We start from the raw sequence: 17764 nt of genomic DNA on the forward strand, positions 1-17764 counted from the left end.
CTGTTTTTGTAACCGTTTACTTAAAAGCGGTATTTAAGGGGATAAAAATAATCTATACTGACCATGTAGTTAAGTTAAAGGAGTGTTTCAGGATGGATAAAGGAATAAAAATTGCAACAATTGGCGGTGGATCAAGTTATACACCAGAATTGATAGAAGGATTTATTAAACGATATGCTGAATTACCGATTTCAGAATTATGGCTTGTGGATATTGAACAAGGAAGAGAGAAATTAGAAATAGTTGGGGAACTTGCTAAACGTATGGTAAAAAAAGCGAACCTTCCAATGAAAATTTATATGACTCTTGATCGTGAAGCGGCATTAAAGGATGCGGACTTCGTTACGACGCAATTTCGTGTAGGTCTTTTGGAAGCGCGAGCGAAAGACGAGAGAATTCCTTTAACATATGACACGATTGGACAAGAAACGAATGGTCCAGGAGGGCTTTTTAAAGGATTACGCACGATTCCTGTTATCTTAGAAATAGTGAAAGATATGGAGCGCCTTTGCCCAGAAGCATGGCTGATCAACTTCACTAATCCAGCTGGCATGGTGACAGAAGCTGTCTTACGCCATAGCAATATGCGTAGAGTAGTAGGTTTGTGTAATGGACCAATTGGAATAGAACGTGGCATTGCAGAAATATTAAAAGTACCCAAACAAGAATTATATGTTGAATTTACTGGGCTAAATCATATGGTTTTTGCGAAAAAGATTTATCATAAAGGGATTGATGTGACCCAAAAAGTACTTACATTGATGACGCAAGATACTGGCGATGCAGTTGGTCTGAAAAACATTGCTGATTTAGAATGGGAACCAAATTTTTTCCGAACACTTGGCATGATTCCCATCGGCTATTTAAGGTATTACTATCAAACAGCTACTATGTTGTCTGAGCAAAAACGATCAGCAGAGAAAGAAGGAACTCGTGCAGAAGTTGTGCAGAAAATCGAGCATGAGTTGTTTGAACTTTATAAAGATGAACATCTAGCAATCAAACCACCTCAATTGTCAGAACGTGGGGGCGCTTATTATAGTGAAGCAGCATGTAATTTAATTAATTCCATCTATAATGACAAACGTGATATTCAAACGGTCAATACAAGAAATAATGGTGCCATCAGTGATATCGATTGTGATTCAGCGGTTGAAGTAAATTGTTTGATTACAAAACAAGGACCGATCCCTTTGACTACAGGTGAATTACCTATTCCTATCAAAGGACTAGTTCAACAAATTAAGTCTTTTGAACGTATAGCGGCCCAAGCAGCTGTTACGGGAGACTATAACACTGCTTTATTAGCGATGACGATCAATCCCTTAGTTCCAAGTGATAGGACAGCAAAGCAACTACTTGATGAAATGCTTTTAGCACACAAAGAATATCTGCCGAATTTTTTTTAAGGAGAATGACAATGAAAGTAAAATACTATGTTGAGGCAAATTACCAGGAAGTCAGTAAGATCTGTGCAAAACTCATTTTAGATGTCTTGAAAGAAAAGCCAAATGGGTTATATTGCTTTGCAGGTGGTGATACACCCGTAGGAACGCTTAACATCATTGCAGAAGCAGCAATCAATAAAGAAATAGATTTATCCCAGGCAAAGTTTATTGAACTAGATGAATGGGTTGGAATCGATCCGAAAAATGAAGGCAGTTGTATATCTTATTTGAAAAGAAACTTATTCAATCGGGTTCCTATTGACCTAAAGCAACTTCACACATTTGATCCTTTAGCCGATGATTTAAATGAGGAATGCAAAAAAGCTGATAAATTTATCGAGGAGAATGGAGGATTAACACTGAGTTTGCTTGGGGTTGGAGTAAATGGGCACTTAGGTTTTAATGAGCCTGGTTCGTCCTTCGAAGATAAAGCTCATATAGTGAACTTAGACGAATCAACCCAAAGTGTTGGGAAAAAATATTTTTCAGATGAGAAAGTTGATCGTACGAAAGGAATTACGTTAGGGATAGGACAATTATTACAATCTGGAACAATGATCGTACAAGCTAGTGGGGCAAAAAAGAAATCTGCGATACAACAATTTCTATGCGGTACGATTACAAAAGAGTGTCCAGTTACTTCTCTATGGTTGCACAAAGATCCTGTATTGGTGGTTGATAAGGAAGTCGTGAACTAAAAGGAGGAAAAAAGATGCAGGTCATTGAGAATAAGGTATTGCCTATATTGCTGAAAATAGGCAATAGTAAACACTTAGTTGCTATAAGAAATGGGATTTCCATGACGATTCCTTTTACTATTGTTGGAAGTATCTTCCTAATCATTGGTAACTTTCCAATACAGTCATGGATGGATTTTGTGTCAAATTGGGGGCCGCAGTTGAATGCACCAGTCAATGTTACGTTCGGAATCCTTGGACTGATATCTGCCATTGGCATAGGCTATCATTTAGGAAAAGAGTTTGGTGTTGATGCTATTTCTAATTCGATGCTCACAACTATCGGCTTTCTTCTAGCAACATTAAACGATGACTGGACGATAAATTTGGCTAATTTTGGTGCTAGTGGTATGTTTACCGCGATCATTGTTGGGGTATTTGTCACTCATGCTTTTAAATGGTTTGTCACTCATAATATTGTAATAAAAATGCCAGAAGGTGTGCCGCCCACTGTAGCAACTTCTTTTGCAACGTTAATCCCAGGGGCATTTATTCTGACCGTTATATGGATCGTCAGAACTTTATTAGGGGTTGATATCAATGAAATCATTACTATTGTTTTCCAACCTTTAATGCAAGGGATGGGAACACTCCCAGGCATGCTGTTATACACACTTCTCGTTTGTTTGCTATGGATATGTGGAATCCACGGAGACAATGTTTTGTCTGGAATTGCGACCCCTGTTTTCCTAAGTTATCTTGCTGATAATACGGCAGCTTTTCAAAGTGGTGCAGAAGTACCTCATGTTTTTGCCGATGGATTTTGGATTGTCTTTATGTGTTTAGGCGGAACTGGAGCAACACTCGGTCTAGTGTTAAATATGCTCCACTCCAGAAGTAAGATGTATAAGTCGATTGGACGATTATCTTTGCCGTCAGCTATTTTTTGTATCAATGAACCGGTTATTTTTGGTTTGCCTATTGTGATGAATCCTGTAATGCTTATTCCGTTTATAGCAACGCCTATGGTCCTATGTATCGGTACGTATATCTTAATGAATATTGGTATAGTAGGACCGATTGTTATTCAAGTTCCATGGACTATTCCTCCTATTATTGGTCCTTATTTAGCTACTAATGGTAGTATTGGAGCAGCCGTTTGGTCTTTTGTATCTATTTTCATTTCATATTTTATTTATATGCCATTTTTCAAAATATTGGAAAAGCAGCAAGTGAAAAATGAAACCGCAGAGGCGCAAGAAACGGAAACAACGATTCCTGTGAGTATAAGTGAGTAGATAGAAGAAGCCTATTTTCCATCATTCATTAAGATAAGTATTTTTAGGTATCAGAAAATAACTTTAAAAAAGTATATTGGAAAAAAGACGATTGTCCTTCATGATTCTGATAGTTTCAATAATAAAACAACAAATAGCATCATTATCTAAGCGAATCAGTAAATGATTCGCTTTTTTTAATGTTGTATTTTTTATCATTTGCTTCTATCAATAAAACCTTCTCGAATACTTTATTGGATGTTATGGTAATCCTTGAAATCTCCTCTTCGGTCCATCGTTTAAAAAAAACGGAGCTTCAGTTGTACCGATAAATGATGGCGATTTCATTTTGTGCAAGCTATAGTTTAGGTGGGGGTAGCAAATATGATTCATTTCAAATTGACGTATCTGTTTTCAGAACCAAATATTGAGGCGTTTCTTCAGTTGACGAAGTGGAGGGATGAGGAATTTCTGGCGGAGATTGCCAAGATCAATCAAATCACTGAACAGCGGTTGAATCAACGAATCACGATGCATGAGGGAGAAGTTTTGATTCCTTCGTTGATTCAACGAAAATGGCCGGAAATTCTTTTCGATGTCCAGAAGAACACGTTGTTTTTTTCGGAAGAAGAGCGGCGGTCCATGATTTATCTTCTGACTTTTTCAGCAGTGAAAGACTTATCCGTCTACCAGTTTCAAGAGCTGTTCTATGTCAGTAAAAATACGATTTTGAAGGATTTAAAGGGGATCAGAGAGGAACTTGCAGCTTTCAAGATTCAACTATTGTACTCTCGAAAATATGGCTTTTATCTAGAGGGAGAGGAATATCAGATTCGCGCTCTTGCTTTTCGAAAAGTCAGTGCGTTATCCAATACGAAAAATGGGAATTTGCTTTTATTTGAGGGAATCTATGAGCAGAATAAAACGATATATATTCAAATAAGAGATCGTTTGTCCGCAACATTGACTGCCTTCAATCTGGTGATCGTACCGAGCCGCTTCGAAGAAATGCTTTATTTTCTTAATTATTTATCCTTTCGGATGGCAGAAACGGCTGTTTCTTTAGCGGAGACAGAAACATCGCTGCTACAGTCGCTGCATGTCCATCAAGTTAGTCAGCAGTTTTTAGCAGAATTTCCTGCCATCAAAGATCGGAAAACAGAAGAACTTTATGTAACGATCCTGTTGAAAACGATTCTGCAAGGAGATATCGAAGATACTTCATTAGAGTTTTTATTGGAATGTGCCAGTAAGATCATTCATGAAATGGAACGGCTGGCAGCTATCGAGTTTGTGGACTATCGCACCCTTTTGATGAACACATTCTATCATCTTGTCCCGGCGTATTTTCGAATCCGCTACGGTTTTCCACTGGAGAATGTACTGATTGAAGAAATCAAGCTGCAATACAATGAGTTGTTTGAACTGACGAGACGAGCACTGGGTTCTTTAGAAGACCTAGTCGGTACGATCCCTGATGAAGAAATCGGTTATTTTACGATTTTGTTTGGTGGGGAAATCAGTAAACAAAAGGCCAAACGCGATTACTTCCAATTGAATGCATTAGTTGTCTGCCCAAGCGGCATCAGTTCATCCTTGATTTTGGAATCAGAATTAAAGGAACTGTTTCCCCAGATCCATTTTTTGCCGGCTCGTTCGATCGAAGAGTATGAAAATGTTCGTTTCAATGAAGAGATTGATCTGATTTTTTCCAGTGCCCCGATCAAAACCAAACGACCATGTTATGTGATCAATCCGATTATGACCCCCATTGAGAAGGATGAACTGTTTAGAAACGTACAAGCGGCATTCTTTCCTTCAAAAACTGGTTTGCATTCCATTGACGATGTGTTAGAAGTGATTTTGCCCTATGTTGATTTAAAAGCAGGCATCAGTAAGCAAAAGCTGAGAAAAATTTTGCAAAGAAAAATCAATCGAGAATTGAATAGAAGGGAAGACCAACGTCCGATGTTATCAGATTTATTAACAGCAGAAACCATCCAATTTACTGAGGTGCCGCTGGCTTGGCAAGAAGCCATTCGAGAAGCTGCTGCGCCATTAAAAAAGACCAATAAAATTGAGGAACAGTATATAACCGCCATGATCAATAAAGTGGTGGATCATGGGCCTTTTATCCATATTGGAAAAGGCATCGCTTTGCCTCATGCGCGTCCAGAAGATGGGGTCAATGCGATCGGGATGTCGTTATTAAAAGTCAAAGAGCCAGTGCTTTTAAATGATGATCCGCAACACCCCATTCAAGTGTTTATATGTTTGGCAGCAGTTGACAATGAGCTCCATCTAAAAGCGTTAGCGAGTTTAACAAAAATTTTGTCGAATAATGAAAAACTAACTGCGTTACTTTCCGCAACCAATGCGGATCAAATAATTGAAGTGATCAGAGAAGGAGAAGATGAAAAATGAAATTTGCAGCAGTGTGTGGGTCAGGATTAGGATCAAGTTTTATGGTGGAGATGAATATCAATTCTGTTTTAAATGAATTGGGTGTCTCAGGTGTGGAAGTGTCCCATTATGATTTAGGAAGTGCCGCACCCGATATGGCGGATGTTTTCTTTGTTGGTGGCGATTTAGCCGATAGTGCGCAGCATCTAGGTGAGATCGTGGTGTTAGACAGTATTATCGATCTCGATGAATTGAAGCAAAAGGTTCAAGCCGTTTGTCAGGAAAAAGGATTACTATAAAAAGGAGTAGACAGTCATGAACGAATTTTTAGATATTCTTGTTGATATCGCGAGTACCCCAGCGATCTTAGTTGCGCTGATCGCCGTTTTGGGGAATGTGCTGCAGAAAAAAGACATTGCCACGATCGTCAAAGGGGGCATCAAAACCTTTGTTGGGTTTCTCGTGGTCACTGCCGGGGCTGGGGTGATCGAAAGCTCTCTGGCGCCATTTGGGGAGATGTTCCAAGCAGCCTTTAACATGCAAGGGGTCGTCCCAAATAACGAAGCGATCGTTGCGCTGGCGTTGACGACTTACGGCACCTATACCGCACTTATTATGTTAGCCGGAATGGCTTTCAATATTTTGATTGCCCGTATCACTCGCTTTAAATACATTTATTTGACTGGGCATGCCACGTTGTATATGGCTTGCATGATTGCGGTGATTTTGAGCGTTACTGGAATGAATACTTTTAATCTAGTTTTATTTGGCGGCTTAGCGTTAGGGATCTGTAACACGATTTTCCCAGCGATCGCACAACCGTTTACTCGAGAAATTACTAAAAATGATTCCGTCGCATTGGGGCATACGGGGAACTTCGGCTACGCATTGAGCGGGTTGATTGGGAAATACGTCGGCAATAAGGAAAAATCCACAGAAGACATTAATTTTCCGAAAGGCCTGTCTTTCTTGCGGGACTCTACTGTTAGTATCACGATTACGATGGCTGTTGTATACGTGATCGTAGCAATTTTTGCTGGGAGTGAATTTATTACAGAAAATCTTAGCAATGGCACGAACTCGATCATTTATTCGTTGCAGCAAGCCGGTTCGTTTGCCGCTGGTGTCTTTGTGATTTTAGCTGGTGTCCGTCTGATTTTGGCAGAAATCGTACCAGCCTTTAAAGGGATTTCCGAAAAGCTTGTTCCTAATGCAATTCCTGCATTGGATTGCCCTATCGTCTTTCCTTATGCGCCAAATGCTGTTCTGATTGGTTTTCTAACCAGCTTTGTCGGTGGAATCGTTAGTTTGATCATCATGGTCTTCACAGGAACAACCGTTATTATTCCAGGTGTCGTGCCCCATTTCTTCTGTGGCGCAACGGCAGGTGTTTACGGCAATGCAACGGGTGGTGTGCGAGGCGCCGTGATTGGTTCCTTTATTCATGGGATCATTATCAGCTTCATGCCGATCTTGTTGATGCCAGTCATGGGGGATCTTGGGTTCCAAGGATCAACTTTCTCTGATACCGACTATGGAGTTGCAGGGATCTTCCTAGGAAACTTAGCCAATATGGGCGGTCAAATCGCCATCTTCTCAGGGATAATTGCGGTAGTCGCGGTCTTGATCGGATTGACGATTTTCAAGAAAAACAGCCGGGCAAAATCTGTTTCTGAATAAATAGAGGATGGAGGGATAAATAGTGGCAATCAGTGAACAAGAATACCACGAACTCGAAAGTTTAGCGGCAAAGATTCGTTTAGATACCCTTTGCAGCATCAAGAAAATGGGGCAAGGTCATCTGGGCGGTTCCTTTTCAATTGTTGAATTATTAGCCGTTTTGTACGGCAAACAGCTGCGGGTCAATCCACAAGATCCACAGTGGGCGGATCGTGACCGACTCGTTTTATCAAAAGGACATGCTGGCGCCGCACTGTACAGTGCATTAGCAAATACGGGCTATTTTGATCGGTCGTGGTTATGGACGATCAATGAGGGCGGCACGAGACTGCCTTCCCATCCGGATCGCTGGAAAACGCCGGGGGTTGATGCCACCACAGGTTCACTGGGGCAGGGGACTTCCATGGCTGCCGGGATCGCGACGGGTCTGCGCTTGGCAGGGAAGGACAATTTTGTTTATTTGATCGTCGGGGACGGCGAACTAAATGAAGGACAGTGCTGGGAAGCCTTCCAATACATTGCCCACTTCAAACTGAATCACTGTATCGTCATTATTGATGACAATAAAAAACAGCTAGATGGGCCAACCAAAGACATTCTTGATCCCTTTGACATCCAGCAGAAGATGACTGCATTTGGCTTTTATACAGAAAAAGTTCCAGGAGCAGACATGCAAGCCATTGATGAGGCAATCGAGCGCTGCAAAGCGATCGAAGACCAAGCGGTTTGCATTGTCTTGGACAGCGTGAAAGGACAAGGCGTTCCTTTCTTTGAAGAATTAGATGCCAATCACTCCGTGAAGTTTACCACGGATGAAATCAATCAAGCGGCAGAAGCGGCAATCAAAGAGTTGACGATAAAAATCGAAGGAGGACGCTAAGGCATGTTTACATTAAGCAAAACCACTGCTGCTGGTAAAGAGCTGCGAACATGTGTCGTTGACACATTGGTGGAACTCATGGATGAAAATAACCAGCTAGTTGCGTTGGATGCCGACCTTGGCTCTGCCAGCGGCTGGACAGCGATTGCCAACAAACATCCCCAACGCTTTATCAACATGGGGATCGCGGAAGCCAATATGGTTGGCGTTGCGGCTGGCTTGAGTTTAGCTGGCTATACACCTTTTATCCACACTTTTGGGCCATTTGCAACGCGCCGGGTATTCGATCAGCTGTTTATTTCTGGCGGCTATGGCGGCAATACGATCAATATTTACGGTTCTGATCCGGGGTTTGCAGTCGGACACAACGGCGGCACCCATACGACATGGGAAGATGTGGCTTTGATGCGAATGATTCCCCAATCGATCGTCTGCGATGCAGCGGATGAAGTCCAAATGGCGTGGATCATAAAAACCTTTAGCCAATTATCCGGCATTCATTACGTACGAGGCAATCGGAAAGCGGTTCCGACGATTTATGAAAAAGGCTCGACCTTTGAACTAGGGAAAGGCAATGTTTTAAGACCAGGCGATGAACTGTTGTTGATTGCCAGTGGCCAACTGGTTTCTGAAACACTGCAAGTGGCAGAAGAATTAGCAGAAATAGGAATCAGCTGCGAAGTGATCGACATGTTCACCATCAAACCGATCGATAAAGAATTGATCATCCGCGAAGTTCAGGGAAAACGGCAAGTCATCACCATCGAAAATCATTCTATCACCGGTGGACTAGGGAGTGCCGTCGCCGAAGTGCTTGCTGAAACTGGCAGTGCTGTCCCCTTAAAACGTATTGGTGTCAACGAACGATTCGGTCAAGTCGGCACACCCGATTTCCTGCAAAAAGAATATGGCTTAGATGCTGCTTCAATCAAGCAGCAAATCGTTGAGGGGAAGGTCAGGGGATAGAAAAAGGAAGCATCAACGAATCAATGGTTGGTGCTTCCTTCTCATTTATTTCAGGACTTGCAAAAAACGTCAAACAACGCGTCAGTTCTGCTGTTTGACGTTTTTTTATGAACTACGACAAAAACCAGCGCCGTAACTTTTCTGCTTCGGTTAATGGGAAGTAGAAAAACTTACTTTCGGTGAAGGTATCTTCGGTTTTGATGGTCAACTGTGACTTGCCCAGACCTTTTTTGTGCTGCCAATACGTCGTGGTGACGGTGAAATCTTGGATTTTATTTTTCTTCAGATAAGCGGTCACCTTTGTTAAGCCGCGAATCGTTTGACACAACAATACATGGTTATCTAAAAATTGATACCCTTGTATTTTGCCCCGCCAGATGCTTGATAACACGAAGGAGCCAAAGAACACGAAGAAAATCAGCGCTAACCACCAGAAAAAGAAGGCGGAGATTCCTACAACAAGCAGCCCGATAAGCAGTGGCCAACGGCAAAAGTACCAAAAGTTGGGTCGCGGATTTTTCACTAGAGCGGTTTGTTGAAACGACCATTCAGGTAAAAAGCGGGCCAATGTTTCGGTCAGCTGCGCCTCTTTCAAAATGGGGAACAGATAGACCGCATCATCGCTTTCTGAAGAACTGCCAGCAGCCAGCAGTAACTTGACGGAGCTTAGATGAAAGATTCGGCGATAAAGATTTTGTTCGACACTTAGCCCTTGGATCCTAGCGAGGGGAATCGTTTGGTGTCGTTTAGAAAACAAGCCTTGCGTGATCAGCAGCTGTTGTTGGTTCGTTTCCACCGTAAAGCCATAATAGCGGAAAAGATTTCTAGCAATCGCAAGAAAGAAAAACAAAATTAACAGCCCCAGCAAAAGCGCAGCACCAAATAAAAGGCCGAGTTGTTGCAATTCCGATGCATAGGTAAAGAGATTGGGAATGTTGTCGATCACGTTGTAGCCGATGACTAGAACCAAGGTGAAAACAGAAAAATCAGTGATAGAAAACAAGAAAATCTCCTTGAATTTCAAAGTGAATGTTTCTAACGGCGGATTTGCTGTTTCCTCACCCGAAAAAACAGTAGCGTAATTATTGGTTGGTTCTTCTCCACTAGCTGCTTGGGCAGTCGGCTCTTGTGGTGTCGCAGCCGCTTTTTTTGACGCTTCGATGGAGGCAATGAGAGCCAGCGGCAACGCTGGGAAAAGAATTTCGGCTTCGCCACTCGAACTTGCGGCGCTTTCCAATTTCACTTCAGCTAATTTAAATGGACGTAAATAAAAGTAATGATTCTCTTGAATGGTTTGGATGCGTTCAAATGGCAAAATAGTTTGTTTTTGGATAAAGAGTCCTTTGTTGACTAGTACACTCGTTTGATCGATTTGAAAGGTAAAGCGGGCGTAAGACAGTACCGCAAAAATCAGACACACCAGTAAAAATAGCAGAATGCCGCCCAGAATCATCGGCAAAGAAGGGACGTCGTTGAATAATTTGAATACAAGCAGAAACGCTAGTACCAGAAAATTTTTGCAATTTTTGAACCAATAAAGACCGATACACAGCAACGGCAGTCGTTGTTTTTCATAGATCATCTTTGACCACCTCGACTAAAGTCATAATGGTTTCTCGCAAGCGTTCGGCTTGCGCCACTGGTAGGCCTTCAATGGTGTGGTTGGTGGCAGCCGTATGGATCTGTAAGGAGACTAAGGAGTATTTTCGCAAAAAGATCCCTTGGTCTGTTTCGATATGCTGGATTCGGCGGATCGGAATATACGTGGTGCTGCGGAATAGATAGCCGTGTTGAATGGCGATATCATTTTCTTGGATCTCGTAGCGATGGAATGTGTAACGGTAGCTCATCAGCACAAAAGAAAGCAGATGGCTGATCAAAGTCAGCGCCAATAAGCTTGACCAAAGGGTGATCACCCAGAAATGCAGCCAGTTTTGCGTGGCTAGAAACCAAAAAGAAGCAGCGAAAATCAGGCTGAAAATAATCAGTGACGTAATCCTTCGCAACCGCCAAACACGAATGATGGTCTGAGGCATTTGTTCATTTAATAAGGGATAATTCAAGGGAAACATCCTCTCTACATAGAAATAAATAGGGTTACCCACAAATATAGTGGAGATAGAAGAAAAAAACAAGGTCAGGAATTAAAAATAGTTAATTGTGATTTAAATATTGTTGCGAATAGGTAAAAAAAGAAAAAGCCACGTTTAGCTAACCAATGAGAATGAGTTTGTTCGTCATGAAAAAAGCGAATCTGCTATTGACTCTCCCTCAAGAGGAGCCAGTATGCTTTAGTAGAATGGGGCGATTTCTGTAGAAAATGATTGAGGTTGCTGGGCTGTCAAAAGAAATCAATGGACGCAAAACAAATGATCAACTGACCTTTTTGGTATTGGAATACCGCTGGTCGTACTATTTTTGACCAATAGGATTGGTGGAGATAAAGTGAGGGGGGCTGTTTCTTATACATCCCAAGATAGTGATTTGGCCTTCAAGCAGATAGAAGAAGTACCGGAAGCAGTTTGTATGGTCCATAATGGAGCCTATGCTGCAGTTATTCAGTTTGTTGAAAACAACGGCTAACGAATCACAGGGCCTTTTCGTGAAAGCTATATTGATGGCATTTGGAAGAAAGAAAGTGAAGAGGAATGGCTGACTGAGATCCAGCTTCCTGTTGAAAAAATCAGCAGGCGACAGTAAGCAGAGACGTAGTTTGATGCAGTTTTTTTGTTAGGCAAGGTGTGAATTGCAGTAAGAACTTCTTTTATCGAAGGAAAGCAGGCGAATCTCATTGACAAATCGGCTGGCTCCTTCTAAACTAAAAGCAGAAAAACAAGAGAAAAAGGTGATGGCTCCGGCCTATCTGCTGTTATTCCTTCGTTAACAGGGGTAGGACTGGAAAAGAGTAAATAAAATCAATTTCATAGGCAAAAAATTGACTGCATGCAGTTTTATTTGAAGTGCCTATCATTGATTTTATTTTACTCTTCGCTTTTTGATCTTCATCGTTTGAAGGTTGACCGCAGAGTGAAATCTGCGGTCTTTTTTGTTTTTCAATTATTTTGAAAGGGGAAAATAAGATGTACCAAGAATTGAGAAAGGCAATCGAGCGGCCACCGCTCTATAAAAAAATGGCAGAGGCGTTTTGGGACGATGCGTATATTTCCAAGCAAATGTTAAAGGCTCATTTGGATCCTGATTTTGAGGGAGCTAGTAGAAAGGTTGACTTTATCAACGAATCCGTTCGATGGATCAGTCGCCTTGTTCCGCCAGAAAAACAGACGCAACTTCTTGATATCGGCTGCGGACCAGGGATCTACGCGGAAAAATTTGCAGCGCTGGGCTATGAAGTGACAGGCGTTGATTACTCCAGAAGATCCCTTACCTATGCGAGAGATTCTGCGAATAAGCGGGAACTAAATATTACCTATCTATTTGATAACTATTTGGAGATGGCATTGCCTCAGCAATTTGATTTTATTACCTTGATTTATTGCGACTATGGTGCCTTAAATCCAGAGGAACGCAAACTACTGCTAAAAAATGTGCTGGCGCATCTAAAACCGGGTGGCAAATTTTTGTTCGATGTATTTACGATTGCACAGTTTTTAACGCTTAATGAAGAGCAGACCTGGGAAAGTCACGAATCAGAAGGGTTTTGGCGGGGGGAGCCCCATCTTGTGCTATATCAACGATGGAAATATCCTGATCACGTCTTGCTGGAGCAAACAACGATTTTAGCAGAAGGTGAGACCACAAATTATTACTTATGGACGACCTATTTTACAAAAGATGCATTGCTGAGGGAAGTTCAGGCTGCAGGCTTTGATATCTGTGAGGTATTTGGCGATGCTAAAGGCAGTCCTTATAGCGAAGAAGATTCAACAATGGCGATACTTTTGAAGAAGCCACAACTGAAAGAGTAGTTTTCTGTAAATAGAAACAAAAAGAAACGATGATTTTTCGTCGTTTCTTTTTGTTTGGCTCGGAACTGATCGATCAATTTTTTCGTACTAATGATCGGGCCTATTCAACACTACTCATTCAGCGAAACGTCGAACCATCGTAATATCTGTTTCCAAATAGCCCATTTTTTTGTATAGCTGATACGCAGATTGATTATGGGCAAAAACGTGCAAGCCGATCTCAGTGATGCCTTGCTGGATCGCCCACTTTTCCAAAGCTTGTAACGCTTTGGTGCCATAGCCTTTTCCTCGCTGGTCTTCCTCGATGATAAAGTCATAGATGAAGGCTTTCTGGGCAGCTGTGTTGATCCAAATCACCCCGATCGGTTCACTAAAATCAGCTGCAAATAAAGAAAACAAGTGATTGTTTTCAGTGGCAGTCCCTTGAGGAAGTAAAGAAGCAAAGCTTTCTTTGGCGAGGGAGAGGGCCTCGTCTTTGGCCCATGTGCCTGCTTGGACTTTGTCATTGGCGTATTCGAAAACAGCATTGGCTAAGTAGGCAGCGTAGTCGCTGTCTTTCATTGGTATTAAGTTCATCTATTTCTCCTTTCGTCCTTTTGGATTCTCCCTATCTTGCAGAATGATTGCAGTAAGGGGAAATGGGGACGCTTGATTGGTAACTATTTGTTCCCCCTTCAGTTGAAGGTCTCTGACAGCGGGTCTCGTCGTTGAAACAAAAACAGGTCATCCGGTGCAAACTGGTGGCGTGCATCGCAAGTATAGCCTCGCAACCAGTCACAACCATCGATGCGGCGAACGTAGAATCCTTTGGGGAAATCGTCGGTTTTCTCCAAAGGCATAGAAGCGATCGTGATTGCGGCAGCTGGCGCTTTTCCTTGGGATTTCAGTCCGGTGCTATTTGCCAGTTGATGATAACTGAGGCGAAAGTGTAAGGCCATTTCCAATGTACAATCGGTCAGTCCATAAGAAGGTGCAGCTGCAAAAATCTCCGTCAACGAGCCACCTTGTGTGAGTCCCAGTTCTTTAAGGGAAACAATCACACAAGTAGTACGCTGTTTATCGGCACTGAGGGAGAGGTGGGGATGGCGCAAGAGCTGGTTGGCATACGCGTTTAAGTGAATCTGCTGTTCTTCCAACTGCTGGCAAAGGCGGGCTAGCGAAACCCCGCCATAGTCTACGATCACTTCTTTCAAATCAAACACTCCTTTCAATAGGGATCCATTTCTTGAAAAATCAGTTCGCACCCTCGTTCTCAGTCAAATTGGCATAAATCGCAGCAACTTCTTCTTGGTAACGCTTCTTTAGTCGAGGGGGACTTAAAATGCGTAGGCTTTTTCCAAAAGAGAACAAATAGGGCACCACCCAGCTTTCCTCGGGTAAATCAACGGTAACCACAGCAGTGCCTTCCTCCGTCAAAGTAATATCCTGATGATCGAACTCATCATATACCCGATAAAGAACGTCGGCTTGAAAGAATAGACGAGCGGGATAGGTGTCAACAGTCAATTCAATGGCAGAATTAGGCGCAGTGACCGGAAAAAAATGCTGTTCAGTGACGTGGACCTGACTCATACGGCTGATTTTAAATGTCCGAAAGGCATTCTTTTGCTGGTCGAAGGCTTGCAGATACCATGCTTGCGAACGAAAAAGCAGTTTGTAAGGCTGACAGACGCGTTTTTGCGGTCCCTGTTTACTGATATAGTCAAAGGTGATCACGTGGTTCGTTAAAATACTCTTTTTTAATAAATCAAACGTGTCGTTGCCGTTTTCTCGCCGATGCCAAGTGGAAAAATCAACTTCTAGCCAGTCTGCATCGTTTTGCTGGAATAAGGATTGCAGTTTTGCCAATGATTCTCCGCTGATCTGTGGCGTCAGCTGGCGAATCCCTTTCAACGCCAAAAGCAGGTTTTTCCGTTCTTCCTCTGATAATAACACTTTATCCAACACAAAACTGCTTAACAGATAAACGCCGCCATTTCGACCCGTTTCGGTATAGATGGGCACGCCAATACTGCTTAGGGTATTGATATCTCTGGTGATGGTGCGAGTCGAGACTTCAAATTGTTTGGCTAATTCAGCTGTAGTTGCTTTTTCATGATTCAACAGGTGGTAGATAAGGCCGAACAGGCGTGTCGTGCTCACTTGGTTTACTCCTTTTATAAAAAGATGATAAAACACTGACAGAAGGTGTCTAGGTTTCTATCGTATCATAAAGACAAAGAAGGAGGAACACTAATGAAATTTTCGATAATGGCAACGGAAAGAACCAATAATTTTACTGATCCAGCGATTCAAGCAAAAATCACTGGCTTATGGGAGAAAAACAGCGAGGCGGTCAAGAAAGCCGCAGAAAAAGGAACGGTCATCGCTTGCGTTTACCACGAGTATGAGTCAAACTATCAAGGAGACTATGCCGTTTCGCTTTGTTGCGAAGAAACGGAGCAAGCAGACTTTGATACAGAAAAATATACTTGGAAAAAGTATCCGGTCGATCGGCGCGATGCGCAGGGCATTCTGACTACTTGGCGTCAAGTCTGGTCAGAGGAAGAAAACCGGCAGTTGCAGCGCAGGTATTCCTTTGATTTCGAACAGTATGCGCCAGACGGCGAAGTAACGATTTTTATCGCCATTGAAGAAAGCGACAAAGAGTAACCATTTTCCTGAATAGGAGGACAGTCAATGAGACAGTACGAAAGCAAAGCAGACTTGATCCAAGAGATCACAGAACGTTACCAAAAATTTCGCCAAGAATTTGTTGAAATTCCCGAAGCGTTACGAAATCAGCGAACAGCTGGGGTCGATAAGACGCCTTCAGAAAACTTGTCTTACCAAATCGGCTGGGTCAGTTTGTTATTGTCATGGGAAGCACAGGAACAACAAGGGATGAGCGTTCACACACCTGCTGAAGGGTATAAATGGAACAACCTTGGCGGATTGTATCAATCCTTTTATCAGACATATGGCAGTTTGACCTTAGCACAGCAGCAAGAGCTCTTAGACCAAAAAGTGACGGCCCTTTGCCAGTGGATCGAAGGCTTATCCGATCAGGAATTGTTTGAAGCAGGGCAGCGGGATTGGGCAACCACCAAAGCACAGTGGCCAGTCTATAAATGGATCCATATCAATACAGTAGCACCCTTTACCAATTTCCGAACGAAAATCCGAAAATGGAAAAAGGAAGTACTGCATTGATCAATAGAGAAATGAATGAATCGAACAGGAAAATCACACCCTTTTCATAGTGTGATTTTTTGCTGTACATAAAAAAACGGTTTATTGAGAAACAATGGCAAAGAAGCGCCAGCGACTTGCTATCAATTGTGAGAGACTGAAAATCGTGCTATGATGGCGTTAATCAGAGCAAGGAGGAAAAAGCTGATGTGTGGTGGCATTATTTCCCAAAAAATTGCCTAAGCCCATGTAGATCAAGACCAGCAAAAAACGATTTACATGGGAGGAACAAATGATGAAAGAAAACAAATATGATGACCAAACGTTTTTTACGAAATACAGTGAAATGACTCGTTCGCAAAAAGGCCTGCAAGGAGCTGGGGAATGGCAGACGCTAGAAAAAATGTTGCCTGATTTCGAAAAAAAGCAGGTACTTGATTTAGGCTGCGGGTATGGATGGCATTGCCAATATGCTGTAAACCATGGAGCGGCAGCAGTACTAGGAACTGACATATCTCAACGGATGCTCGAGGAGGCCAAGAAAAGGCACCCTGATCCGAAAATAACGTATCAATGTGTCGCAATGGAAGAAGTGACACTTCCTCCAGCCACAATAGACGTTGTTTTAAGTTCATTGGCGTTTCACTATGTGGCAACGTTCGAAACATTGATCAAAAGCATATCGGTCTGGCTGAAACCTGGTGGTGTACTCGTATTTTCGGTGGAGCATCCGGTTTATACTGCGGAAGGATCGCAAGATTGGCAGTATGATATGCAGGGGGAAATCCAGCATTTCCCAGTCGATCATTACTATTATGAAGGCAAGCGGGAAGCGCAATTTTTAGGTGAAACGGTGACCAAATACCATCGTACCCTGACAACCTATTTAATGACCTTATTGCAAAACGGCTTCATTTTAGAAAAAGTGATTGAGCCGCAGCCGCCAGAAGAATTACTGGAAGTACCGGGAATGAAAGACGAAATGCGCCGACCAATGATGCTGCTAATAGCTGCTAGAAAAAGCTGACTTAAAGAATTGTTAAACAGTTGATCTGTGAAGATCAGCTGTTTTTTTGTTTTGTGTCATCGTAAGAAACAACCGATGAAGCCTGTGATCGCTTGATGTGTAGGGGGGTGAGTTAACAAAATAAACTGTTATTTTAATTCCTAAAGTGACGCGAAGGTGACAAAAATGAAACGCCATTACTTAAAAGGGTATGCTATATTTTAGACAGTACTTGTTTTTTTACGGAAAAAAGCCGATAGATGATGGCGTAACTTACGCAATCGCCGCCAATTGGTTTTATAGAAAAAACACATAACCATTCCCAAGTCC

Annotated in this window: 18 protein-coding genes; 13 read left to right on the plus strand and 5 right to left on the minus strand. The window is 42.3% G+C overall.

The genetic code is table 11. From position 1 onward, the window contains the following. The first annotated feature begins 92 nt into the window (after nt 1-92). The 8 genes from A5877_RS11665 to A5877_RS11700 all read left to right on the plus strand — a co-directional run bounded on the left by A5877_RS11665 (nt 93) and on the right by A5877_RS11700 (nt 9331). The gene (locus A5877_RS11665; RefSeq protein ID WP_086316877.1) at nt 93-1409 is read left to right on the plus strand and encodes a 6-phospho-beta-glucosidase; all 1317 of its coding nucleotides are present in this window, start codon (nt 93-95) and stop codon (nt 1407-1409) included. An 11-nt stretch (nt 1410-1420) separates the two neighbouring features. Beyond that, a complete protein-coding gene (locus tag A5877_RS11670) occupies nt 1421-2146 on the plus strand; it encodes a glucosamine-6-phosphate deaminase (RefSeq protein ID WP_008377914.1) in 726 nt (241 codons plus the stop codon). 14 nt (nt 2147-2160) lie between these two features. Beyond that, a complete protein-coding gene (locus A5877_RS11675) occupies nt 2161-3423 on the plus strand; it encodes a PTS sugar transporter subunit IIC (protein ID WP_016611331.1) in 1263 nt (420 codons plus the stop codon). 363 nt (nt 3424-3786) lie between these two features. Further along, complete coding sequence (locus A5877_RS11680) at nt 3787-5826, plus strand: BglG family transcription antiterminator (protein WP_086316878.1); 2040 nt, start codon at nt 3787-3789, stop codon at nt 5824-5826. Continuing rightward, nucleotides 5823-6104 (plus strand): PTS sugar transporter subunit IIB, encoded by a 282-nt coding sequence (locus tag A5877_RS11685; protein WP_005227537.1) that lies wholly within the window; start codon nt 5823-5825, stop codon nt 6102-6104. The genes A5877_RS11680 and A5877_RS11685 overlap by 4 nt, the downstream gene beginning before the upstream one ends. A 16-nt stretch (nt 6105-6120) precedes the next feature. Next, a complete protein-coding gene (locus tag A5877_RS11690; RefSeq protein ID WP_005232062.1) occupies nt 6121-7485 on the plus strand; it encodes a PTS ascorbate transporter subunit IIC in 1365 nt (454 codons plus the stop codon). Between the two features lie 22 nt (nt 7486-7507). Further along, nucleotides 7508-8365 carry a transketolase gene (locus A5877_RS11695; protein ID WP_086316879.1) on the plus strand — a complete coding sequence of 286 codons (858 nt, stop codon included), beginning with the start codon at nt 7508-7510 and terminating at the stop codon, nt 8363-8365. Between the two features lie 3 nt (nt 8366-8368). Continuing rightward, entirely contained in the window at nt 8369-9331 is a 963-nt protein-coding gene (locus tag A5877_RS11700; protein ID WP_086316880.1) for a transketolase family protein, read from the plus strand. 112 nt (nt 9332-9443) lie between these two features. On the opposite strand, the gene A5877_RS11705 is transcribed toward A5877_RS11700, so the two are convergent. Together A5877_RS11705 and A5877_RS11710 are read right to left on the minus strand one after the other, a co-directional pair. Next, the gene (locus tag A5877_RS11705; RefSeq protein WP_086316881.1) at nt 9444-10913 is read right to left on the minus strand and encodes a PH domain-containing protein; all 1470 of its coding nucleotides are present in this window, start codon (nt 10911-10913) and stop codon (nt 9444-9446) included. After that, nucleotides 10903-11394: a PH domain-containing protein gene (locus tag A5877_RS11710; RefSeq protein ID WP_086299101.1), complete on the minus strand. Its 492-nt coding sequence runs from the start codon at nt 11392-11394 to the stop codon at nt 10903-10905. The genes A5877_RS11705 and A5877_RS11710 overlap by 11 nt, the downstream gene beginning before the upstream one ends. A gap of 382 nt (nt 11395-11776) precedes the next feature. Between A5877_RS11710 and A5877_RS17365 the strand changes: the two genes are divergently transcribed. Both A5877_RS17365 and A5877_RS11720 read left to right on the plus strand, forming a co-directional pair. Beyond that, the gene (locus A5877_RS17365) at nt 11777-11914 is read left to right on the plus strand and encodes a hypothetical protein (protein ID WP_254907477.1); all 138 of its coding nucleotides are present in this window, start codon (nt 11777-11779) and stop codon (nt 11912-11914) included. 497 nt (nt 11915-12411) lie between these two features. Further along, nucleotides 12412-13257: a bifunctional 2-polyprenyl-6-hydroxyphenol methylase/3-demethylubiquinol 3-O-methyltransferase UbiG gene (locus tag A5877_RS11720; protein WP_086316882.1), complete on the plus strand. Its 846-nt coding sequence runs from the start codon at nt 12412-12414 to the stop codon at nt 13255-13257. 114 nt (nt 13258-13371) lie between these two features. Here A5877_RS11720 and A5877_RS11725 read toward each other — a convergent pair whose 3' ends face one another. The 3 genes from A5877_RS11725 to A5877_RS11735 form a co-directional block, all read right to left on the minus strand. After that, entirely contained in the window at nt 13372-13833 is a 462-nt protein-coding gene (locus A5877_RS11725; protein ID WP_005232035.1) for a GNAT family N-acetyltransferase, read from the minus strand. Nucleotides 13834-13931: 98 nt separating this feature from the next. After that, nucleotides 13932-14501 (minus strand): hypothetical protein, encoded by a 570-nt coding sequence (locus A5877_RS11730; RefSeq protein WP_035006572.1) that lies wholly within the window; start codon nt 14499-14501, stop codon nt 13932-13934. Beyond that, nucleotides 14491-15399 carry a YafY family protein gene (locus tag A5877_RS11735; RefSeq protein ID WP_086316883.1) on the minus strand — a complete coding sequence of 303 codons (909 nt, stop codon included), beginning with the start codon at nt 15397-15399 and terminating at the stop codon, nt 14491-14493. Before A5877_RS11735 ends, A5877_RS11730 begins: the two co-directional genes overlap by 11 nt. A gap of 93 nt (nt 15400-15492) precedes the next feature. On the opposite strand from A5877_RS11735, the gene A5877_RS11740 reads away from it, so the two are divergent. The 3 genes from A5877_RS11740 (at nt 15493) to A5877_RS11750 (ending at nt 17455) form a co-directional block, all read left to right on the plus strand. Continuing rightward, complete coding sequence (locus A5877_RS11740) at nt 15493-15909, plus strand: effector binding domain-containing protein (protein ID WP_086316884.1); 417 nt, start codon at nt 15493-15495, stop codon at nt 15907-15909. Nucleotides 15910-15936: 27 nt separating this feature from the next. Then, a complete protein-coding gene (locus A5877_RS11745) occupies nt 15937-16449 on the plus strand; it encodes a ClbS/DfsB family four-helix bundle protein (RefSeq protein ID WP_086316885.1) in 513 nt (170 codons plus the stop codon). A gap of 274 nt (nt 16450-16723) precedes the next feature. Further along, on the plus strand, nt 16724-17455 hold the full coding sequence (locus A5877_RS11750; RefSeq protein ID WP_176273459.1) for a bifunctional 2-polyprenyl-6-hydroxyphenol methylase/3-demethylubiquinol 3-O-methyltransferase UbiG: 732 nt from the start codon (nt 16724-16726) through the stop codon (nt 17453-17455). Nucleotides 17456-17764 lie beyond the last annotated feature (309 nt).

The organism is Enterococcus sp. 3C7_DIV0644 (assembly GCF_002141235.1).
In the GTDB taxonomy this organism is placed as follows: domain Bacteria; phylum Bacillota; class Bacilli; order Lactobacillales; family Enterococcaceae; genus Enterococcus_D; species Enterococcus_D entomosocium.